The 20,497-nt window shown below is 69.7% G+C and carries 21 protein-coding genes; 5 read left to right on the top strand and 16 right to left on the bottom strand.

Features of this window, described 5'->3' with window-relative positions:
• Both BST28_RS10015 and BST28_RS10020 read right to left on the bottom strand, forming a co-directional pair.
• Positions 1–885 (bottom strand): PPE family protein (locus BST28_RS10015; RefSeq protein WP_109560679.1); only part of this gene is annotated, 885 nt, incomplete at its 3' end.
• Positions 886–897: 12 nt separating this feature from the next.
• A complete protein-coding gene (locus BST28_RS10020) occupies positions 898–2,055 on the bottom strand; it encodes a PPE family protein (RefSeq protein ID WP_234808246.1) in 1,158 nt (385 codons plus the stop codon).
• A 253-nt stretch (positions 2,056–2,308) separates the two neighbouring features.
• Here BST28_RS10020 and BST28_RS10025 point away from each other — a divergent pair, with 253 nt between their 5' ends.
• The gene (locus BST28_RS10025; protein WP_065287959.1) at positions 2,309–2,593 is read left to right on the top strand and encodes a DUF732 domain-containing protein; all 285 of its coding nucleotides are present in this window, start codon (positions 2,309–2,311) and stop codon (positions 2,591–2,593) included.
• Positions 2,594–2,610: 17 nt separating this feature from the next.
• Positions 2,611–2,913 (top strand): DUF732 domain-containing protein, encoded by a 303-nt coding sequence (locus BST28_RS10030; protein WP_065287891.1) that lies wholly within the window; start codon positions 2,611–2,613, stop codon positions 2,911–2,913.
• A gap of 16 nt (positions 2,914–2,929) precedes the next feature.
• Here the strand turns inward: BST28_RS10030 and BST28_RS10035 are convergent, their stop codons facing one another.
• Genes BST28_RS10035 through BST28_RS10050 form a run of 4 tightly spaced genes read right to left on the bottom strand, consistent with a single transcriptional unit; the run spans position 2,930 to position 4,885 of the window.
• On the bottom strand, positions 2,930–3,586 hold the full coding sequence (locus BST28_RS10035) for a L,D-transpeptidase family protein (RefSeq protein WP_019737379.1): 657 nt from the start codon (positions 3,584–3,586) through the stop codon (positions 2,930–2,932).
• A gap of 60 nt (positions 3,587–3,646) precedes the next feature.
• Positions 3,647–3,883 (bottom strand): hypothetical protein, encoded by a 237-nt coding sequence (locus tag BST28_RS10040; protein WP_065287892.1) that lies wholly within the window; start codon positions 3,881–3,883, stop codon positions 3,647–3,649.
• Positions 3,870–4,547 (bottom strand): phosphatase PAP2 family protein, encoded by a 678-nt coding sequence (locus BST28_RS10045; protein ID WP_019737381.1) that lies wholly within the window; start codon positions 4,545–4,547, stop codon positions 3,870–3,872. Before BST28_RS10045 ends, BST28_RS10040 begins: the two co-directional genes overlap by 14 nt.
• Complete coding sequence (locus tag BST28_RS10050; protein WP_083080871.1) at positions 4,544–4,885, bottom strand: hypothetical protein; 342 nt, start codon at positions 4,883–4,885, stop codon at positions 4,544–4,546. Before BST28_RS10050 ends, BST28_RS10045 begins: the two co-directional genes overlap by 4 nt.
• A 37-nt stretch (positions 4,886–4,922) precedes the next feature.
• Between BST28_RS10050 and bluB the strand changes: the two genes are divergently transcribed.
• From bluB to BST28_RS10065, 3 genes are read left to right on the top strand one after another with little or no spacing between them, the layout of a single operon-like run.
• Positions 4,923–5,573: a 5,6-dimethylbenzimidazole synthase gene (gene bluB, locus BST28_RS10055; RefSeq protein ID WP_019737383.1), complete on the top strand. Its 651-nt coding sequence runs from the start codon at positions 4,923–4,925 to the stop codon at positions 5,571–5,573.
• Positions 5,570–6,469 carry an amidohydrolase family protein gene (locus BST28_RS10060; RefSeq protein WP_019737384.1) on the top strand — a complete coding sequence of 300 codons (900 nt, stop codon included), beginning with the start codon at positions 5,570–5,572 and terminating at the stop codon, positions 6,467–6,469. Before bluB ends, BST28_RS10060 begins: the two co-directional genes overlap by 4 nt.
• Positions 6,470–6,521: 52 nt before the next feature.
• The gene (locus BST28_RS10065) at positions 6,522–7,715 is read left to right on the top strand and encodes an alpha/beta hydrolase family protein (RefSeq protein WP_083080935.1); all 1,194 of its coding nucleotides are present in this window, start codon (positions 6,522–6,524) and stop codon (positions 7,713–7,715) included.
• Here BST28_RS10065 and eccE read toward each other — a convergent pair.
• From eccE to eccB, 10 genes are read right to left on the bottom strand one after another with little or no spacing between them, the layout of a single operon-like run.
• The gene (eccE, locus tag BST28_RS10070) at positions 7,712–8,698 is read right to left on the bottom strand and encodes a type VII secretion protein EccE (RefSeq protein ID WP_019737386.1); all 987 of its coding nucleotides are present in this window, start codon (positions 8,696–8,698) and stop codon (positions 7,712–7,714) included. The two genes, BST28_RS10065 and eccE, sit on opposite strands and share 4 nt — an antisense overlap.
• The gene (mycP, locus tag BST28_RS10075; RefSeq protein ID WP_083080872.1) at positions 8,695–10,110 is read right to left on the bottom strand and encodes a type VII secretion-associated serine protease mycosin; all 1,416 of its coding nucleotides are present in this window, start codon (positions 10,108–10,110) and stop codon (positions 8,695–8,697) included. Before mycP ends, eccE begins: the two co-directional genes overlap by 4 nt.
• A complete protein-coding gene (gene eccD / locus BST28_RS10080; protein WP_065287961.1) occupies positions 10,107–11,543 on the bottom strand; it encodes a type VII secretion integral membrane protein EccD in 1,437 nt (478 codons plus the stop codon). The genes mycP and eccD overlap by 4 nt, the downstream gene beginning before the upstream one ends.
• A 44-nt stretch (positions 11,544–11,587) precedes the next feature.
• Positions 11,588–12,469, bottom strand: a complete 882-nt coding sequence (locus BST28_RS10085) for an ESX secretion-associated protein EspG (protein ID WP_019737341.1) — start codon at positions 12,467–12,469, stop codon at positions 11,588–11,590.
• Positions 12,470–12,506: 37 nt separating this feature from the next.
• Complete coding sequence (locus tag BST28_RS10090; RefSeq protein WP_019738935.1) at positions 12,507–12,794, bottom strand: WXG100 family type VII secretion target; 288 nt, start codon at positions 12,792–12,794, stop codon at positions 12,507–12,509.
• 14 nt (positions 12,795–12,808) lie between these two features.
• Positions 12,809–13,102, bottom strand: a complete 294-nt coding sequence (locus BST28_RS10095) for a hypothetical protein (protein WP_019738936.1) — start codon at positions 13,100–13,102, stop codon at positions 12,809–12,811.
• A complete protein-coding gene (locus BST28_RS10100; RefSeq protein WP_083080873.1) occupies positions 13,099–14,562 on the bottom strand; it encodes a PPE family protein in 1,464 nt (487 codons plus the stop codon). Before BST28_RS10100 ends, BST28_RS10095 begins: the two co-directional genes overlap by 4 nt.
• A 2-nt stretch (positions 14,563–14,564) precedes the next feature.
• Positions 14,565–14,873, bottom strand: coding sequence for a PE family protein (locus tag BST28_RS10105; protein WP_019737497.1), 309 nt, complete (start codon positions 14,871–14,873; stop codon positions 14,565–14,567).
• A gap of 48 nt (positions 14,874–14,921) precedes the next feature.
• Positions 14,922–18,881: a type VII secretion protein EccCa gene (gene eccCa / locus BST28_RS10110; RefSeq protein ID WP_083080874.1), complete on the bottom strand. Its 3,960-nt coding sequence runs from the start codon at positions 18,879–18,881 to the stop codon at positions 14,922–14,924.
• Positions 18,878–20,479, bottom strand: a complete 1,602-nt coding sequence (eccB, locus tag BST28_RS10115) for a type VII secretion protein EccB (protein WP_083080875.1) — start codon at positions 20,477–20,479, stop codon at positions 18,878–18,880. Before eccB ends, eccCa begins: the two co-directional genes overlap by 4 nt.
• Positions 20,480–20,497 lie beyond the last annotated feature (18 nt).

The raw sequence follows: 20,497 nt of genomic DNA on the forward strand, positions 1-20,497 counted from the left end.
GCCCAGGCCCGCCCCCACCGCCGGTGTCGTGGCCGCCGACAGCACACCGCGTGGTCCCAGCCCCTCAAACGTCAATGCGCCCCCGACGCCGCCGCGGACGTACAGCAGCCGCCCCCAGCCGGCACCGTTGCTCACCACGGTGTACATGCTGGAGTCGAAGCTGATCCCGCTGGCCGCGACGCTGGTGTAGGGCGTCAGCGGGTTGATCAGGTCGGCCAGCGACGCCGGCGCCGTATCCGACGAGCCGGCCGGTGGGAACAGTTGTTGCAGCACCGCCTGTATCGCGGCATTCAGCTGGGTCTGGCCGCCGGTGCCGGCCGCGTGTGACGCCGCAGCGGACTGGGCGCTGAGCCCGGCCGGGTTGGTGGTCTGCGGTGGCTCGTCGAACGGCGGCAGTGTGCTGGCGGGTGCCGCGGTAACTGCGTAGCCGTACATCGCCATGGCGTCTTGCGCCCACATCTCGACGTAGTGCGCTTCGGTTGCGGCGATGGCCGGGGTGTTCTGCCCGAAGAAATTGGTGGCGACCAGTGTCGCGAGCAACGTCCGATTGGCGGCCACCACCGCCGGCGGCACCGTCGCTGCGAACGCGGTCTCATACGCTGCGGCAACCGTTTTGGCCTGGATCGCGGTCTCTTCGGCCTTGGTGCTGCTCTGCTGCAGCCACGCGATGTAGGGCGCCGCGGCCTTGGCCATCGCCGCCGACGCCGGGCCGGACCATTCGTGGCCGATCAGGCTCGAAACCACCTCGGAGTAGCCGACGGCCGCCGTCTCCAGGTCGGCGGCCAGGGCGTCCCAGGCCGCCGCCGCCGCGAGCATCGGTGCTGCCCCCGGGCCGGTGTACATCCTTCCGGAGTTGACCTCGGGAGGAAGTAACGCAAAATCCATGTCGGTTTCGGATCAGCCTGCTGCCGGTGGGCGCGGCACCACCGTGCGACGGTTCGAAGCGGCTCGGGCGGTCGCGGCTCCGAGGCCGCGACCGGCCAGGGTGCCGAGCAGGGTCTCGCCGAATGCCGTGCCCGGCACGCCGCCGGAGACGGCCGGAGCCATCGGCGCGCCGGACGCCGGGGCAGCCAGGCCCGCCGGGGTGACATTGGAGGCCAGGGTGGCCGGCATCGCCCAGCCGTGCGGCACCGACAGTCCACCGATCTTGAGGGCGTTGCCCGCGCTCGCCGACAAGCCGGCGCCGCCCAGACCGGCACTCCCCAGGCCCCCGCCCGGGTTCAGCCCGCCCGGGCCCAGGCCGGCCGGGCCGAGAAACGGCGGGTTGAGGATCTCGCCCAGGCCGCCCGGGTTTTCGGCGTTGAAGGCCGTCAGACCAATGCCGTTGTTGAGGTTGCTGAGGAAGTTCGCCGTGCCGGACCAGCCCGTCATCGTGGCGCTCATCCCCTGCGTCGCCAGCCCGGTGAACGGCGACACCTGACCGATTATCGAGGTCAGCGACGACAGCGCCGTGGTCGTGTTGCCGGCGACCGCGGTGGACCCGGCCTGGGTGACCGCGGCGGACTGCGCGAGCTGGCCGGCCGCGTTCGTGGTCTGCGGCGGTTGACTGAAGGCGGTCAGCGCCGACGCTGCGGCCGAGGAACCGGCGTAGCGGTACATGGCGGCGGCGTCCTGGGCCCACATCTCGGCGTACTGACGCTCGGCCTCACCGATCGCCGGCGAGTTCTGCCCGAAGAAGTTCGTGGCGACCAGCTGCGTGAGCATGGTGCGGTTGGCGGTGATCACCGCCGGGGGGACCACGGCCGCCAGCGCGGTCGCATAGGCTTCCGCGGCGGCCAGCGCCTGCCGGGCGGTCTGTTCGGCCTGGGCGCCGGTACCGCGCAGCCACGTCACGTACGGTTGCGCGGCGGCTGCCATCGCCGTCGCCGCCGGGCCGGTCCAGGGGCCGGTGGCCAATCCGGAAGTCACCGAGTCGTAGGCGGCCGCGGCGGCGTGCACCTCGGCGGCCAGCTTCTCCCACTCGGCGGCGGCGGTCATCATCGATCCGGAGCCGGGGCCGGTGTACAAGCGTCCGGAGTTGATCTCCGGAGGCAGTACCCCGTAGTCCAGGTACACGGCGTCTCCTCGCTCAGCTCCTGTGGTCTTCGGCGGTCTTGCGCGAGGTTCCACGTAACGCGCGCCAGGTGAACCGGAGGTTACGACGAGGTGGTCAACACGGTGGCGTGCCGATGAATTGTTGAGCGCGCGGCCCCTATGTGACGGCACGTCGCGCACCAGACGGATGGTGTTCACCTGGCATTCATTTTGACGCTGCAATCGGTTAATTCGGGGCAGCGATGCTCATTGCATTGTGAAGTACGCACGATGGATGGTGACAGCGGTCGGAGCCGCCGCATTGGTCGGCCTGGCCGCACCCGCACACGCCGAGAACGACCCTGACGCAGTGTTTCTCGCCGCGGTCGATCAGGCGGGCATCGAGTACACCGATCCCCAGGAGGCCGTCGCGGTCGGCAGGCAGGTCTGCGACTATCTGCAGTCCGGGCATGGACCGGACGCCGCCGCGCGTGCCCTGAAGATCTCCAACCGCAGCCTCTCGGTGAAGAACGCCGCCCGGTTCGTGGCGTTTTCGCGAAGCGCGTTCTGCCCCAGCTGAAACCCACGGAGGATGTCATGAAGGTCCGCAAACCCGTGTTGGCCGCAGTCACAGCGGCCGGTCTGCTCGGCCTGGCCGCACCGGCGGCCGCCGAGCCCTCCGACAGCGGGTTCCTCGGCGCACTAGACCAGGTGGGGATCTCCTACCCGAACCCCGTCGACGCGGTGGCCGGCGGCCACACGGTGTGCGAGTATCTCGCCTCCGGCCACAGCACCAACCAGGCCGCCAAAGGCGTGAAGAACGCCAACCCCAGCCTGACCCTGACCAAGGCGCACCAGTTCGTCAGCATCGCCCGTTCGACGTACTGCGCCGAGGCCTGACGACCGCTGTTGCGCCCTACTGCGCGATGGCCATGACCGCGCCGGGGCGCAGCCACTGAATGATCTGCACCAGCTTGGCGTCGTCGATGGCCACGCAGCCCGCGGTCGGGCCGCCGTCGGTGGTGTGAAAGAAGAAGGCCGCGCCGTCGCCCGGGGTGCGGGCGGTGTTGACACCCATCACCACCGCGTGCTTGTACTGCGGGATCTGAAGGTTCTCACTCTCGTTGGTATCGAACGGGCACTGCGCCTTCTTGCAGACCTGCATGGTGTTGAAGGTCGGGCTGTGGTCGTCGCCGTCCCACCAGTGGTCCGGACCCACCTGGACATACTGCAGTCCCCCACCGGGATTCGGTGCGGTACCGAACGCGTACGGCAGCGTGAAGACACCCATCGGCGTCGCCGGATAGCCGCTCTTGGCCTTCGGCGCCATTCCGGCCGAGCCGACATGGGTGGGGATTCCCGCGGCGACCGGCTGCCAGCCCGTCACACCGCGTTGGTAGACGTCCATCTTGGCGTCCGAACCACCCACCCCGACAACGGAAATCACTTGGCTCGCATTGCCGACGGACTGGGCGAACCACGGGTTGACATCGGCCCGGGCGCTCGGCGATGCGACCGGCGTCAAACCGGCTGTGCACAGCGCAGCGCAGAACAGGCTCAGCAGTCGGCGCATTGGCTCATCATCGGTTCCCGCCGGGGGCAGGTCAAACACCGGGCCCGGCGCGCCGGGCTGTTACGGTTCCGCGCGACGCTCGAGATCTTCGACCGGGACCTCTGATTTGAGCAGCCCGCGCGAGGACAGGTAGCCGCGGAAGTACTCCCGGTGTTCGGGGCAGGTCAGCCAGACTTTGCGCCGCTGCGGGGTGTGCAGCTTCGGGTTGTTCCACAGCATGCCGACGGTCGCTTCGGCGCTGCAGCCCTTGCGGGAGCAGACGAGCGCCCCGACCGGGTCGGGCTCACAGCTGGTCATCAAGATCATCTTGCGGTGCGGGCCCCGGCCGGTCAACCCGCCACGGCCTGAGCAGCACCGCCCAGATCACCAGGTACGCCCAGCCCATGGCCCAGCCGGCCAGCACGTCGGACGGATGGTGCACATTGAGCGCCACCCGGGCAACACCGACCGCGGCCACCACCAGCACGCCGGCGCAGACCGCGGCCACCCGGGCCCCGCGCCGCAGCATCGGCAGCGTCAGCGCCAGCAGTGCGCCCACCCCCACCGTCACCCCCAGGGCGTGCCCGGACGGAAACGACGACGACGTTGCCGCGGCCAACGCGGTCACCGGCCGGGGCCGATCGACCGAACCCTTGGCCAGCACGGTGAGCAACCCGCTCATCTCGACCGCCACCAGCAGGAACAGCGCCGAGCGCAACCGGCGCCGCACCACCTCGGCCACGACCGCGGCCATGGCCACCAGCCGGAACACCGCCGGTTCGAAGACCGTGGACACTCCGTCCCAGAACCGCACCCAGACCGGATGCTTGATGCCGATGTCGTGGCTCGCGTCCAGCGCGGCGGAGTCGACGGCGGCGAGCCAGCCCCAGCCCTGCCGGTAGCCCAGCAGCATCAGGACATACACCGCCGCGGCGGCGGCCACCGACACCAGAACCGTCGTGCGCGCCGCCGAACGCGTCATACATCGCCTTCGCGGCGAACGACGGCGGCCCGCAGGTCCGGCCACGGTGGGCGGCGCAGCACCGCCAGTGAGGCGATCACCGCAGACACCAGGCCGGTGAGCACCCCCAGCAGCGCGATTCGGTCCGCGTTGACCGCGGCCACCCACCTGGCCCGGTCACCGCGGATCACCACAACGCCCACCGGCGTGGCGGTCACCGCGGCCCCGTCGGGTCCGGGGGCCTGGATCCGGGTGGCGGTGATGACGGTGGTGCCGTCGGGGGTGTGGTGCGGTTCGCCGTAGACCAGGCTCCCGGCATCGCCGGTGGGCAGCTGGCCGAGCAGTTCCAGACGTTTCATCGCGGGTGTCCCTTCGTGTGGCTCCTACCATGATCGCGTGGCCGATCCTTCCTTCAGCGCACCGGAGCGCCAAGCCGTCTACCGGGTGATCGCCGAACGACGCGACATGCGCCGGTTCATACCCGACAGCACGGTCGATCCGCACGTGCTGGCGCGCCTGCTGGCGGCGGCGCACGCCGCACCGAGTGTGGGGCTCATGCAGCCGTGGCGTTTCGTCCGGATCACCGACGACACCCTGCGGCGTGCCATCCACGCCCTGGTCGACGAGGAGCGCCACCGCACCGCGCGTGCGCTCGGGCAGCGGGAACAGGAATTCCTGGCGCTGAAGGTGGAGGGTATCCGCGACTGCGCCGAGCTGTTGGTGGTGGCGTTGCGCGAGGGCAGGCAGGCCCACATCTTCGGGCGCCGGACGTTGCCGCAGATGGATCTGGCGTCGGTGTCGTGCGCCATCCAGAACCTGTGGCTGGCCGCCCGTGCCGAGGGCCTGGGCATGGGGTGGGTGTCGCTGTTCGAACCGCAGCCGCTCGCGCAGCTGTTGGGCATGCCCGCCGACGCCGAGCCGGTGGCGATCCTGTGTCTGGGCCCGGTCCCGGAGTTCCCCGACCGCCCGGCCCTTGAGCTCGACGACTGGGCGTACCGGAAACCGCTGAACGAGTTCGTCTCCGAGAACAGCTGGGAGCAGTCGTGACACACGACGATGAAGCCACCACGGTGCGACGGATCTGGGGCGGGCTCGGATTGCCCGGGATCATCGATGTGCACACACATTTCATGCCGAAATCGGTGATGGACAAGGTGTGGAACTACTTCGACTCGGCAGGCCCGATGGTGGGCCGCAGCTGGGCCATCACCTACCGCACCGATGAGGCCGCCCGCGTCGAAGCACTGCGGGCGTTCGGGGTGCGCCGATTCACCTCGCTGGTCTATCCGCACAAACCGCAGATGGCCGAATGGCTCAATCAGTGGTCGGCTGAATTCGCCCGTGAGACACCGGATTGTCTTGCCACCGCGACGTTCTATCCGGAGCCGGGCGCGGCCGAGTACGTCGCTTCGGCGATCCGTTCGGGTACCCGCGTGTTCAAGGCACATATCCAGGTCGGCGACTACGACCCGAATGACCCCCTGCTCGACGAGGTTTGGGGCGTGATCGAGGATTCCGGCATTCCGGTCGTCATCCACTGCGGTTCGGGGCCACAGCCCGGACGGTTCACCGGCCCGGAACCGATTCGGCGGCTACTGCGACGCCATCCGCGGCTGACCCTCATCATCGCGCACATGGGCATGCCGGAATACCGTGATTTCCTCGATATCTGCCTGGATTCGGTCGCCGTACACCTGGACACCACGATGGCGTTCACCGCGTTCGTCGACGAACTCATGCCGTTTCCGGCCGGCGAACAGGCGCGGGTCCGCGCCGCGGGCGACCGGATCGTGTTCGGCAGCGATTTCCCGAACATCCCGTACGGCTATCTCGAGGCGCTGACCGCGATCACCGCGGTTCCCGGCATCGACGATGCCTGGCTGCGTGGGGTTCTCCACGACAATGCCGCGCACCTGTTCGGGGTCGCGCTACCATCCGGTTGACGGTGCCCCGCGCCTCCACGGGGGCGACCGCACCCGAGAAAGGCCGGCGACCGTGACCCCTGACGCCACCCCCCTCACTCCGCCCATCCCGATCCCCGACATCGCGGGCGAGGACGCCGGCGCGCACGGTCTGCCGGACCGCAGCGAGTTGTCGTTGCGCGACAAGCTGATCGTCGACGCCTCGGCGGTGTCCGATATCGGGTTGCGCACCGCGGTCGCCTCGATGGTCGCCGCGGCGATGATCCCGTCGATACTGACCACCGCTTTCGGGCGCGAGGAGTCGCGGCGGGAGCGGGACCGGCTGGCGTTCTACGCCGAGTTGGCCGCCGAACACGACCCGGCCCGCTCGTTTGCGGCCCCGGCATCGCTGCCCCGGATCTCGTCTCGACGGGCCAATCCGCTCGCCGAACGGGTGGCGCGCGGGGTGGTGGAGAACGTGGCCTTCCACAGCGGTTTCGAGGCGGTCAACCCGGCCATGCGCGACTCCTGGAGTGCCCTGTCCCAGAACAACCTCGCCCGATTTCAGCATTGGCGCCACGACGACGGGCCACGGCCGACACTGTGCGTCATCCACGGGTTCATGGGGTCGGCGTATTTGTTCAACGGCCTGTTCTTCTCGCTGCCCTGGTTCTACCGATCCGGTTATGACGTCGTGTTGTTCACCCTGCCTTTCCACGGGCGGCGTGCCGAAAAGTACTCCCCCTTCAGCGGATACGGCATCTTCTCGCACGGCATGTCCGGCTTCGCCGAGGCGATGGCCCAAGCCGTTTTCGACTTCCGTTCGGTGGTGGACTATCTCGAATTCACCGGTGTCGACCGCATCGCGTTGACCGGGCTGTCATTGGGCGGCTACACCAGTGCGCTGCTGGCCGCCGTCGAACCTCGACTGCAGGCGGTGATTCCGAATGTGCCGGTGGTCTCGGTCGACTCGGAGATCCGGGACTGGTTTCCGGCCAACATGCTGGTACATGCCGGTCAACGGCTGGGCAGCGTCCCCCACAAGGATTTCACCGCCGCCACCGCCTACCACTCCCCGCTGAACTACTCCCCGTTGGTGGCCAAGGACCGGCGGCTGATCATCACCGGCCTGGGCGACCGGCTCGCGCCACCGGAACAGTCCGAAATGCTGTGGCGGCACTGGGATCACTGCGCACTGCACTGGTTCCCCGGCAACCACATACTGCACGTCAGCCAGCCCGCCTACCTGCGCCGGATGACGGCATTCCTGCGGGGCTACATGTTCTAGCGGGCGGCCACACCGGCTGCCGCGACGGGCCAGCTCAGCCCGGCGAGTTCGCCCTCCGACAGCCCCAGGTGGCCGTCGAGGCGACTCCCGGACAGCGGATGCAGACCCATCAGCGCCGCGCGGTGATTGCCCTGCTCGGGCACCAGACCGGCCAGGGGGGCAGCGCCGTCGGGTGCCGAACCGGTGCGCAGGGCGCACGCCGCGGCGACGGTGAGTTGACCCGCCTCGTCGGCGAATTCCAGCGTGGTCCAGGTTTCCTCGGCGTTCGACGCCCGGATCCGGCTCAGCGTGTCGGTCAGCGCCGCATCGATCGCGACCTGATATGCGGCGACGTGACCGCCGGAGCCGTCGACAACCGACCGCCACGTTTCCCGCGCCCCCGCGCCAATCAGCGAGGGGATTTCGTCGCCGTCGACAAGTGCGGTATCCCAACCGATCTCACGGAGATGGTCGGCCAGCCGCCGGGCCGCGATCTCAGCGGTCCGCTGCAGCGGGATCTTGGGCGAACGGGCCTGCAGCGCCGGCAGATTCGGTGCGGCCGAATAGGTGAGGCCGATCCAGGTGTCCGAGCCGGCCGCGTCGCCCTCCGGCGACGAACCGCGGCTGGCGATGCGTACCGCGTCGGCCCGCAGGCCGTAGCGGTTCAGGTAGCCGGCGATCAGCGAGAGCGGCAGCGTGCCTCCGGCCGCCGAGGCCGTGATCCGCAGCGCCGCGGTGGCCCGTGCGCCGGAGTGTGCGCGCCGGTCGGTGTGCGCGCCGCTGCGGGAGCGCAACATGGCGAGCCGGCGGCGCACGATGGTGGTGAGATGCAGTCCCTGCCACCAGCTCAGCAGGACAAGCGCCACGGCGACACCCACACCGAGCACCCAGCGGTCCCGGGTGGTGGGCCAGGGGTAGGCCAGCACCGCCGGCACGACGGCCAGCAGCACCAGGGTGATTCGCGCCGGCCCGGGCCGGGGAATGGTGGAACGGTGCGGGCTCACAGCTGGTTTTCCTTTCGTCGGCGGGCGGCTGCTGCGGCACCGACGGCGACCGCGGCGACCAGCCCGGCCAGCAGCGCGGTGCCAGCGAAGGCCACGATCCGCGGCGCCGGGTCCTCGGGTTGCGGAGCCGGCGGTGGGGAGAGCTTCTTCGACGGCGAGTCGGCCGGATCGGCAACCGGCGGCAGTTCCCAGGTCAGAGCGGCGACCGCATCGACGGTGCCGGCCCCCACCAAGCCCGAGGGGGCGCGAGCGCCGTTGTGGGCGGTGGAGACGATCCGGTGCACCACCTGCATGGCATTCAGCTCGGGGTAGCGGCTGCGGACCAGCGCGGCCACCCCGGCGACATACCCGGCGGCATACCCGGTGCCGGACAGCGGCACCAGCCTGCCCTGGTTGCCGGGAAGCCCGTTGGCCAGAGAACCGTCGTCGCGGTTGCTCACCGAGACGATGTCCTCGCCCGGGGCGGCGACGCCCACCCAGGGCCCCGCCATGGTGAACGCCGACGGGTGCCCCGCCGGGGACAGCGACGCGACCGACAGCACGTACGGGTGCCACCATGACGGCACCGACAGCGAGGTGACGCCCGTCCAGTTTCGCGGGTCATGCGGCCGGCTGAGGTCGGTGAGCGGGTTGGACTCGCAGGCCTCGCCGCCGCCGCCGACCGATCCGGTCTGCCCACTGTCGCCGGCCGCCGCCACGATCAGCGCGTCCTTCTCCACCGCCGCGTAGCGCAGCGCAGCACCCAGCTCGGTCTGGTCGATGTTGCGGTCGGCCGGCAGGCAGGTCGTGGTGGAGATGGTGATGACCCGTGCGCCGAGGTCGGCGGCGTGCACGATGGCCCGCGACAAGGCGGTGATGTCGACGACGACGCGGGTCGTGCGGGGGTCGTCCCCGGCCAACCTCGGCGAGATGGTCGCCGAGGCGGTTCGCAGCGACAACAGCCGCGCCGCCGGGGCCACGCCGGTGAAACCGTCCTGCCCGTCCGGCGCGGGCTGACCGGCGATGATCCCGGCGACCAGCGTCCCATGCCCGTCGCAGTCGGTCAGGCCGTCGGTAGTGCCGATGTAGTCGCCACCCGGCTCCACCGCCGGGAGCCGCGGGCCCGGCCGCACACCGGTGTCGATGACCGCCACCGTCTGGCCTTCGCCGCGGGTGAACTGCCACGCCGCGGGAAGGTCGAGCATCCGCTGTCCGGCGGGTGCGGTGCTGACGTCGCTGCCGGGCAGCAGGCCCGAACTCGCGCAGTCGGCGCGCTGCTCCATCGCCGCGACGGGGCCGGGTGCCCCACTGGGCGGCGGCACCGTCGGATCGACCTTCGGCGGGGTGATCGCCGACGCCGGCGGACCGGCCAGCAGCAGCGTCAATGCCACTGCCGCGCCGGCCATTCCGGCCTTGGTGGTGGATCTTGTCATCGAGACAGAACCCAGGCGAAGATGCCCACCAGGTAGGCCATGACCGGGATCAGGGTGGCGTCGACACCGGAGGACAAAAAACCCACCAGTCGCCGCACCGGTAGCGAGTAGCTGTCCGGCGATGCGACGGTCGGGCTCAGCGCGACCACCGTCCACACCGCCACCAGGGCGGCCAGTACCAGCACCGCACCGAAGGCGGCCGCATACCGCCCGGTCGCGGCGTAGCAGATCAGCAGCACGACGGCGGTCAGGTGCGGCTGGGCCAGCAGCCATGCCTTGCACCACGCGGAATCCCACACCCGGGCGCGCAGCACCGAGGCCACCGCGATGCCGGCCACCACATACCAGGCCCAGCCCGAAAGTCCTTCGGGCTCAAAGGCGATAGCCACCGAACCGAGTACGGCCAGCAGCACGGCGCCGGCGATGAAGCCGGTCTGGTGGGCCTCGGTGACCCGAACGCGGCGCGGCAGGTCCGCGAGCACGCTCTGCGGCAGCGCCGACGGGGTCGGGTCGCCCGGAGCCGGGATCACCGGCAGCGGCAGTCGCGCCCACAACGCCGAAACCTGCGGAGCGGCAACGGTGAGCAGCAGCGAGGCGGTGATCAGCCCGCAGCCGAGGCTGAGAGGCGGAAGCTCCCAGAAGGATTTCACGGCCGCCGCGCCCAGCACGCCGAGGCCGGCGACCACGGCGGCGGTGAAGAAGGCGATCCCACGTTCACCGCGGCCGTCCAGCGAGCCGGGGTCTGTCGTGCCTGCGGGCGCGATCAGGTAGATCAACGACCACGCGCTGACCGCGGCGGCGCCCAGCACCAGGTGGGCCGGGCCGAACAGGCCCGGTACCGCCAGCGTGCCTGCGGCGGCGACCGGAACCAACGCCGCGATCGACAGCGGCAGCGTAGCTTCCGCCGAACGCGCCCGGGCGGCCAGCGCTGCCAGGACGGTGACCACCGCGATGGCGATCACCGCGAACAGGCCCGCCGGTTCGCCGGTGAGCGCGCGATGGGCGGTGGCCAGCCCGGTGGCCGCGAAGATCAGCCCGGCCCCGGCGGCCAGGGCGGCGCGCTGAATGTGGCTGGCCCCCCAGGGCTTACGCCGGGACGCCGAGAAGATGACGGCGGCGTCGGCGATGTCCTCGACGATGCCGGGCGCAGCCGGGCCGACCGGCACCGGGCGAAGCGCCAGCAGGTCGCCGTCCACCACCCCGACCGTGTCCAGGCTGGCGTCCAGGCTGAACGGTGCGCCGCCGACCGGCGCCAGGCTCAGACGTGCGGTCGCACCGTCGGCGGGTTCGCTGTCATCGGTGTCGGGAGCCACCAGGCGTTGCACCGCGGGCAGGATTTCGCGCAGCGGCAACTCCGCGGGTACGGCCATCTCGGTCAGCCGGCTGTCGGACAGCACCGCGATGCGGACGATCGGCATGACGGCGCTGGTCAGCGCCGGGGCGTCGGTCATTGATGTTCCCTACTCTTTATCTCTGTTTAGGTCAGCTGGGTGGTGAAATCTCGGGACAGTCGCTGACCGGGGAACCACTGCCCGTCGGGCAGCGTGGCGGTCAGTTGTTCGATCGCGATAGCCGTCGCGAAGTCGGTTCCGGGCCGGAAGGTCGACACCCACTCGCCGTCGAAGGCCTGCGAGGGAGTGACCAGGATGCGGCCTTCGTCGGCGTCGACCAGGCTCATGCCCACCTCGGTGGTGGTGTGCCGGCCGTTGTGGGCGCAGCCCGCGACAACCTCTACATAGCTGCGCGGACCGGAGAACACCGATTCCACGACCGGTCGCGCCGAGGCCGGAATGCCCAGGTAGTCAAGGACTTCGGCGAGGGGGGCCCCGGCGCGCAACCGCTCGTCGGCGCGCACACCGACCCGGGCGGGCAAGGTGAACTCGTCGAACTTCGCCGGCGGGCGCTGCCGCAACCCGGCCCCGAGCACCGGTACCAGCAGCCGCGGGTCGTCGATGTCCATCGCGGTGAAGGTGACCAGTTGAGCGTTGCGCAGCGCCACCACCGTCCGGGTGGGCTTACCGCTGCCCTGGTCGCGGCGCGCCACGATGCCGCGCAGCATCTCGGTGGTCCCGCTGGACGGTGAACCCACGTAACGCAGGTCCAGCCACCGGTCCGGGAAGCACACCACCCGGATCCAGTCGGCCACGCTCTTATTGACCGTGCCGTCCGGCGAGACAACTCCCATCCGGGTGAGTTCATCGCGCTGGCGCGCCATGAATGCACCGCGTTCCCTGGCGTCGGTGTAGGGCATGGTGATCGCCAATACCCACGGGAAAGACCCGGCGCCAATGGTTTCCGCGATGTACCAGGCCTGCTCGACGGTCAGTTCAGCGGCGTTGGGCTCAGCACCCCTGTTCATGGGGAGCAGTGTTCCTTCGTCGAGCGGATCACCTGGCTCAGCCCCACTTGGCGGCTTCGGCGGTGTCGCGGGCGTTCATCATCAAGGTGTTGGTCTCATGCGTGGTCGCCATCGCGTGATAGGCCCGCACCAACTCCTCCATCGCCTGATTCCACTGCGCCTGCCACGCCTGATACGTCATCCCCGTATCGCCCTGCCACGCCGCCGACAACGCCGCCTGCTCACTGGCGATATCCGCACCGACGGCCTGCAACGTGCCCGCATACCCATTCATCTCAGCCGCATGGGCCAACATCGCCGGGTAGTTATACATAATCTGCGACATCAGACTGCTCCTCCCTAAACCCCGGTGTAACCCGACGCCGCCGCCGCATCAGCAGCCACATAGGTGCTACCGGCATCCGCCAGATTCGCCTGCGCCATATCCAGCAACGCATTCACCCGCGCCGCCATCGCCACAAACCGCGCATGCGACCCCTGAAACGCCGCCGCCGCCTCACCCACGTGAAACGCCTGCGCCGACAACGCCGCCTGCTCAGCCTGCGCCATCGTCGACCGCATCAACGCCGCCTTGGCCCCAAACGCCGACTCCGACGCCACCAACTGCGGAATATGGGCATCCAACATACTCATCGCCGCACTCCCTTCTCTTCCTTCGATACTTCTACTGGCGATTCCGATTCCGGACCGCCACGATCGTTCTCACTCCAGGTGTCGGGCAACATCGGCACGCTCGGGCCCCCACCGAAGCCATCGTCGGCCAGGGTGGCCAGGCCCGACGCGGTCGAGGTGCTGCGCTTGCCCACCGTTCCGGCGAAGCCCAGCGCCCCGGCCCCGCGATCCGAGCCGGAAGCGGCCGGCTGCTCCACCGGACCGGCCGGACCCGAATCCATGTCCATGTACTCGTCGGCGTGGTCGTGCAGCACCGCACGCCGGCGCCGTCGCGCCCGGGCCTTGTCGCGCGCCGAGGCGGTCACCCCCACCGCGGCCGCCGGCACCCGAGAGGCCGGTGCCTGCGCCTTGTTGCGGTCGGTGAGGGTCGGCCCCAGCCCGGTGCCCGGGTCGGTGCCGCCCATCAGGTACCCGAAACCCAGCACTCCGGTCGCCGGTGGCGGGGGCGCCACCGCCGGCGCGGCCGGTGCCCCGGACACTACGGGCGCGCCCGGCGTGGCGATACCGGAGGCGAAACCGGTCACCACCGCGATCGGCCGCTCAGAGGGGGCGACGGAAACCGGCGTCATCGGCTCGTCCGTGTCGTCCACACCGGGCTCACCCATGGTAGGCAGCTGGCTCAGGGCCGCGCCCAGGATGATCGGCAAGAATGCCGGGGCGGACAGCACCACGCCCCAGAAGGTGAAACCGAACGGGATGAAGAACGCCTCGTAGGCGATGAAGAACAGCAGCGGGAACCACGTCGTCAAGGCGGCGGGGCCGCCGCCCAGGATCTCCCGGATCACCCCGGCCGGATCCTGCAGCAACTGACCGAGCTGGTTGAACAGCTGGGTGAAGAAGTCCGAGCCGACCGGGGTGTCCGCCGCGGGCTGCGCCGAGTCGGCTTTGACCACCGGAGGTGCTTGCACCGGGCGCGGCGCCGACGCCAGCGCGGCACCGGACACCGCCTGGTAGGTGCTCATGGTGGTGGCCGCCTGGATCCACATCCGGACGTAGTCGGCTTCGTTGAGCGCAATCGGGATCGTGTTGATACCGAAGAAATTGGTGGCGACCAACACCCCGTGCGTCATGTGGTTGGCGGCCAGTTCGGCCAGTGTCGGCATCGACGCCAGCGCGGTGGTGTAGGCCGAGGCCGCCACCTCATGCTGGGCGGCCACCCCGGCACTGTCGGCGCTGGCCTTGCCCAGCCACGCCAGGTAGGGCACGTGGGCCGCCAGGTACTGCTCGGCGCTGGGGCCCTGCCAGGCGCCGCCCTGCACCGCACCGAGCAACGCGGTCAATTCGTCTGCGACCGTGGCGTACTCGATGCTCAGGGCATTCCACACCCCGGCAGCGCTCAGCAGCGGACCCGGTCCGGGACCGCTGCTCAGCAATGCTGAATGCACCTCCGGAGGGGAGGCGATCCAGACCGGGGCGGACATCATCAGACGCTGCCGCCGCCATAGGTCGCAGCGGCCGCACCATCACTCACGGCGTAGTTGACGCCGGACTCACCGACACCGATACCGGCGCGGCCGAGTTCGGTGGCGCCCTGAGCGGCCACCGCGGCGTGTTCGCTGCCCTGCGCACTGAATCCGGCGGCGGTCTGCAGCGAGACCGGGTCGGCCGCCGGCGGCACCACCGCGGTGATCAGCGGAGCGGCACTGGCCTGTGCGGCCGCCAGACGAGCGGTCAGGGCCTCCACCGCTGCACTGGCGGCGGCGAGACCTTCCGGAACCACATTGAGCGTCATGACTGTTCCTCCTCCTTCTTTATCGCTATCGCTTCACTTCGCTGCGCATCAGCGCGTCAGACTCTGGGTGAACAACGGGTTGACGAGTTGCAGGTACGTGGGTTCGTCGCTGTCGCCCAGCAGCATCGCCCGGCCCGCGGGTAGCCGGCCGAAGCGTTGGCCGCGGATCTTGCCGCTGTCGGCGGGATTGCCCGAGAGCATCAACGTGGTGGCTTGCAGGTCGTTGAGGCGGCGCAGCAGCGGGTTGGTCATCAGCGCGTGTGCCGAGCCGGTGGCGCGTGCGGTGACAACAACTCGCAGTCCCAGATCGCCTGCTTGAGACAGCAACTCGATCAGGGTGGTCCACGGCCGCTGCCCCGCATACGGTCCGGTGAGGGCCGGGGTGTCGGGGATGGCATCGACATCGTCGATGATCAGGTAGTGGGTGTGGCCTTCATAGCTCCACCCCGCCAGATCCGCTGCCGACAAACCGGCCGGTGGCCGCCGCGAGCCGATCAGCGCCGACAGGCCCAGCATCGCCGGGATCACCCGGTCGATGTTGGCGGTGTACTCGTTGTCGGCGAACAGGGGTTCGTCGACCAGATGCAGGCGCCGATCCAGCACGGTGAACGCCACCTGCTCGGCGGTGCTGTTGTCCCGCACGGTGCGGATGATGTGGCGCAGCAGGGTGGTCTTGCCGGATTTGGCATCGCCGAGCACCAGCACCAGCGGGTTGGCGGTGAAGTCCACCGCCACCGGTGCCAGGTCTTCTTCGCGGACCCCGATCACCACAGTTTCGGCAGCCGGGTAGAGCGTCCCGGCCTCTTCGGGGGCCAGGTTGGTCGGCAGCAGCCGCACCGGCGGGGCCGCCAGGCCGGGGTGGCGGGCATTGATCTCGGCGATCTGGCCCAGATCGGGTTGGGCGATCAGGAAGTGCTCGGCGGCCATGGTCAGGCCGCGGCCGGGCTGATTGGCCGGCACCGCCTCGGCCGGGCGGGTCAAGGCCCCGGCCACCCGCACGTTGGAGTCACGCGGGTCATGCAGTTTCAGTTCCAGGCGCAGCCCGAGCCCGTCGCGCATCGCCAACGGCACCTCGAGCCAGCTCGGGGTGGTGACGACCACGTGGATGCCATAGGCCAGGCCGACGTTGACGAGCTCGGTCACCTTGGCCAGCAACGGGTTCCGGGTGTTGAACTGGTCGGTGTTGTCCCGGCTGAAGGCGTACAGGTTGTCGATGACCAAGAACACTTCACCGTAGCCGTCGTTGAGCGACCCGATACCGCCGTCGCGGAACGCTCCGCGCTGCTGACGGGCGGTCAACAACTGTTCGAGTTCGCCGAAGGTGCGCCGGATCCGTTCGGGTTCCAAACCCGATGCGACACTGCCGACATGGGCCAGGTCCTGCATCGCCCGCAACTGTCCGCCGCCGTAGTCCAGGCAGTAGAAAGTCACCTCGCGCGGGGAGTGCAGCTGCGCCGCCGAGAGCATGAACGTCTGCAACGCCGTCGTCTTACCCGACTTCGGGCCACCGTGGATGAGCAGGTTGCCGCTAGCCGAGCGGGCATCGAAGACCAGCGGGTCACGGCGCATGTCGAACGGTTTGTCGATCTCACCCAACGGCCAGCGCAGCTGCCGCTCGCCGATTCCGGTCCGGGCCAACGTCGTTGCCAGCGGGATCGGCTCATCCAGCGGCGGCAACCACAATGCCGGGGCCTGCGGCCCGTAGTTGGCCAACTGCTCACCGATGGTGGCGATCAGCTTGCGCGGCGGACCCAACGTCTCATCCTCGGCCTCAACGATCGTCGTCTCCTGCCCGGCATCCACCGCACCCGCGGTGAACAGTTTCGGTTCGGGCAGGGCGTGCATCACCACGGCACGTGATTGGCGCGGCGGGTCGTAGATCCCATCGACGTAGGTGGAGCGGAACTTGATCGGCGCCGCCCCGGGTGCGGGCACCAAGAAGCCCTCGCCTTTGTGTTCTTTGCCCGATTCGATGTGGTAGGCATCCTCGACCCCGATGATCTGCCGCGACACGCTCGGCGAGGCCACCTTCAACCCGATCCGGTACGAGGTGTTCTTGTCGATGTCTTTGATCCTGCCGACATCCAAGGTCTGCGACGCGAACAGAATGTGGATCCGGAACGAACGGCCCTTGCGCGCCACGTAATCGAACAACTCGGCGTATTCGGGGTGATCGGCCAGCATCAATGTGAACTCATCGGCGACGACGAACAACGTCGGGATCGGCGCCAGATCATGCCCCGCGGCGATCGCCGCCTCATACTCGGTCACCGAGTTGAAGGCGCTGCCCTGAACACGGCGGCCGGCCTCGCGCAGCAACAACTCGCGGCGCGCCACCTCACCGCGCAACGTGTCGGCGAACCGATCCGCCAGGGACTTCTTCTCGGCCATGTTCGAGATGACGGCCACGACCTGCGGGAAGTGCCGGAAGATGTCCGCGCCGGCCTCCCCCTTGAAGTCGGCGTAGATCACGATCAGCCGATCCGCCGAATGTGTGGTCAACAGCGACAACAGAATCGCCATCAACGTCTGCGACTTACCGGAGCCGGTCATGCCGATCATCAACCCGTGCGGGCCCATGCCGCCCTCGGCCTCGTCCTTGAGGTCGAAGATCAGGGGCTCCCCGGTCGCGGTCACCCCGATCGGCACCCGCAACTCCTCCTCACGGGGCCGCGGCGCCCACAATGCGGGCACATCCAACCGCGAGGCGTCGGCGATACCCAGCAGCGTGGTGAACGTCGCCCCCCGGGTGCCCGCCGAACGCAGCCCGGCATGCGTCGGGTTGGAATCCCACCGCGACAGCCGCCGCGCCACATGCGCCGCCTCTTCGGCGCCGAGACGGTCGGCGTCGTCGACGTAGCGCTGCCAGCCACCGCTCTGCCAGCGGTCGATCGAGGTCCCGCCGACGCTGATCCGCAGGATCGGGCGCTCGGGGTCGGAGTACTGCTCCCGGTTGGGTGCCACCGCACCGCGCTGCACGATGGTGACCCCGGCGCGAGCGGCGCCCAACGACGAGGCCGCCACATCGAAGTCCGGGTCATCGATGATCACCAGCAGATGCCGGCCCGACTCGGCGGGCCCACCGGTGAACGCCGGCCGCTCGGCCAGCACCGGCGCCAACAGCACCGCCAGTTCCTCGGCGCTGCCGGCCAGGTACCGAGCCGGGCCGACACCGTCGACCTGACCCGCGATATCCACATGCGGCAACCACTTCAACCACGACCACGCCGGCGACTCCAACTCCGGCGAAGCCAACGCCACCCCCAACACCGTCGGGTCGTGCCAGGTGACGGCCTGGGCCACCCAGGCCCGCACCGCCGCGCGCACCTCATCCGCGGCGTCCTCGCCCTCCCCGAGCACCGTGATCCGGGAGACCTGCGTCAGATCCACCCCGACCGGCACATCACGCACCGTGCGCTGGGTGTCGAGCAGACTGCGTAATGCGCTGTGCGACACCGGCTCCAGGTCGATCTCGTCGGCCGTGTCGGCTACCCGCACGGCGCTGGCCAGCGGCACCGAATGCCGACCGGTGCGCACCACCAGGAAATCTTCGTCGTGCGGGTCACGCTCCCACTGCCGGCGTGAACCCGGCACCACGGCCAGCTCCGACGGATCCGGGTGCGACCACTCCGCCGCCGCCCGCTGCTTGGCCGCCGAACCCCGAATGTTGTCACGGACCACCGACAAATACCGCAGATAATCGGCGCGCTCGGCGTCGACCTCGACCGTGCGGGCCTTCTTGTCCCCGCCCCGATAGATACCCGCCGCCGCGACCAGCAACGCGAACGGGAAGAACAACATCACCGGTGAGATCAACCGCATACCCGTGGCGACCATCGCGATCACCATGCCGACGATCAAAATCACGATCACCACCGGCAACGCCCGCTGCAAGAACGACGCCGGCACCACCCGCGGCAACTCCGGCGGCGGCTCGATGGTGATGGTGCCCTTGTCGGTCGGCGGCGCCGGCAGCCGACGACGCGCCTCGAAAATCAAACGACTCATCGGGTCTCTCCCCCGTTAGTGGCGCCCAGGTCGGCCGTAGCGCGGCGGACGGGCCGTTGATCCGGCGCCAACCCGTCGTGGGCGAGCAGCGCGTCGGAGCGCGACAAGGTCGGTCCAAGGGCGAACTGCGACAGCACCGACCACGGAATGGGCAGCGCGGGCTGGCTCAACCCGAGCGCAGCCACGGTGTCGCCGCTGGAATTTTCCGGGCCGCCGCCTTCGGTGCTGACCCCGTAGCGCACCCCGGTGTCGGAGATCCAGAACAGTGGCCCCGCAGTGGGTTCGGCGGTCGGGTCGCCGCTGACACTCTGGGTGAAGTAGCCGGTGCCCGGGGTCAGTGCGACCCGCGCGGCGGTGCCGCCGACTCCGGCGCCGACCAGATCCAGGGTGCGCACCCCGTCGCGCAGCGGCAGCGAGGAGCCGGACAGCAGCGTCAGCGCACTGGTGCTGGCGCCGGCGGGTTTACTCCAATGCGCGCACGTGAGTGGTTCCTGCACGGGATCGGTGAGACTGACCGGCTTTTCGGGGAAGCGGGAGGTGTCCAACGCGTGGGAGACCGGCAGCCGCGCGATGTCGTCGGCGCCGAGCAGCGGCGGCTTTTCCAGCCCGTGCGAGTCGGTGTTGCGCAGCACCGCGGCGAGCACTCCGGGGATCGGCTGCAGACCGTCCGGCAGCACCGCGTAGTAGCGCACGGTCGCGTCGGAGCCGCCCTCGAGGGTGTGCGCGGCCACGACCGCGCCGACCGGGGCGGCCGCGGGGAGGTCGAACGACGGCTTGTCACCGGCGCCGGGGATCAGCGGCGCGGTCAGTGCGGGCGCCTCCGGGATCACGTTGAACAGGCCGGTGGAGATCGAACGCGGCGCGGGGACGACCGAGCCGCGCTCGCCGATCCCGAGCGCACCGGTGATGGCGCGGTCGGACAGGTCGATCCGGCTGCGTTTGCCCTCCCACAACAGCCAGGCGCCGGAACCGTTGTCGGCCAGCACCGCGCGCTGGGCATCCAGCGCCCCGGCCCGGGAGCCGCCGTCGCCCAGCGGCCCGGCGATCACCGTCACCCCGGCGTTCGTTCCGGCGACCGAGTCGCACACCGTCCAGTCCGCGTCGCGGCTGGCGTTCTGCACCATCCGCTCCGGGGCGCCCGGTATGCCGATCAGGTTGCCGCGCGGAATCTTGTCCAGCCCAGTGCTTTTCACCGCGGTCGGGTTGACCGGACGCCCGACGATCAGCCGTGCGGAGGTCAGGTTCAGCACCGGGTGCAGCTGGTCGCCGACACGCACGTACAGCGCCGACGTCGACTTGTCCGCCAGCACCGGATCGTTGGCGGCCGCACTGTTGGGCCAGATCAGGGTGAACACGAAGCAGCCGCCCGCGACGGTGGCCAGCACCAGCAGGCCCATCAGAACCGCACGCGCCTGCGAGCGCAGCGGCTCCACGAGCATCCGGGTGTCGTGCAGGGCTACGCCGGATGCGATCCGCCGCATCACGAACCGCCAGCCACTGACCTGGTGCTTGGTGACGAAACCGCGCCGGTACTCGACCCGGTCGGGGTTCTCGTTGACCGGGGTGCGGGAGGCGAACGAACGCCGCTCTCCGTCCATCAAATCGGTCCGGTCTTG

Source organism: Mycolicibacter kumamotonensis (assembly GCF_002086285.1).
Taxonomy (GTDB): domain Bacteria; phylum Actinomycetota; class Actinomycetes; order Mycobacteriales; family Mycobacteriaceae; genus Mycobacterium; species Mycobacterium kumamotonense.

Coding starts and splice junctions, on each gene's coding strand:
- BST28_RS10030 (WP_065287891.1), top strand. CDS start 2,611: ATGAAGGTCCGCAAACCCGTGTTGGCCGCAGTCACAGCGGCCGGTCTG.
- eccCa (WP_083080874.1), bottom strand. CDS start 18,881: ATGAGTCGTTTGATTTTCGAGGCGCGTCGTCGGCTGCCGGCGCCGCCG.
- BST28_RS10100 (WP_083080873.1), bottom strand. CDS start 14,562: ATGTCCGCCCCGGTCTGGATCGCCTCCCCTCCGGAGGTGCATTCAGCA.
- BST28_RS10045 (WP_019737381.1), bottom strand. CDS start 4,547: ATGACGCGTTCGGCGGCGCGCACGACGGTTCTGGTGTCGGTGGCCGCC.
- BST28_RS10105 (WP_019737497.1), bottom strand. CDS start 14,873: ATGACGCTCAATGTGGTTCCGGAAGGTCTCGCCGCCGCCAGTGCAGCG.
- eccB (WP_083080875.1), bottom strand. CDS start 20,479: ATGGACGGAGAGCGGCGTTCGTTCGCCTCCCGCACCCCGGTCAACGAG.
- BST28_RS10040 (WP_065287892.1), bottom strand. CDS start 3,883: ATGACCAGCTGTGAGCCCGACCCGGTCGGGGCGCTCGTCTGCTCCCGC.
- BST28_RS10035 (WP_019737379.1), bottom strand. CDS start 3,586: ATGCGCCGACTGCTGAGCCTGTTCTGCGCTGCGCTGTGCACAGCCGGT.
- mycP (WP_083080872.1), bottom strand. CDS start 10,110: ATGACAAGATCCACCACCAAGGCCGGAATGGCCGGCGCGGCAGTGGCA.
- BST28_RS10095 (WP_019738936.1), bottom strand. CDS start 13,102: ATGAGTATGTTGGATGCCCATATTCCGCAGTTGGTGGCGTCGGAGTCG.
- BST28_RS10090 (WP_019738935.1), bottom strand. CDS start 12,794: ATGTCGCAGATTATGTATAACTACCCGGCGATGTTGGCCCATGCGGCT.
- BST28_RS10025 (WP_065287959.1), top strand. CDS start 2,309: ATGGTGACAGCGGTCGGAGCCGCCGCATTGGTCGGCCTGGCCGCACCC.
- BST28_RS10050 (WP_083080871.1), bottom strand. CDS start 4,885: ATGAAACGTCTGGAACTGCTCGGCCAGCTGCCCACCGGCGATGCCGGG.
- BST28_RS10085 (WP_019737341.1), bottom strand. CDS start 12,469: ATGAACAGGGGTGCTGAGCCCAACGCCGCTGAACTGACCGTCGAGCAG.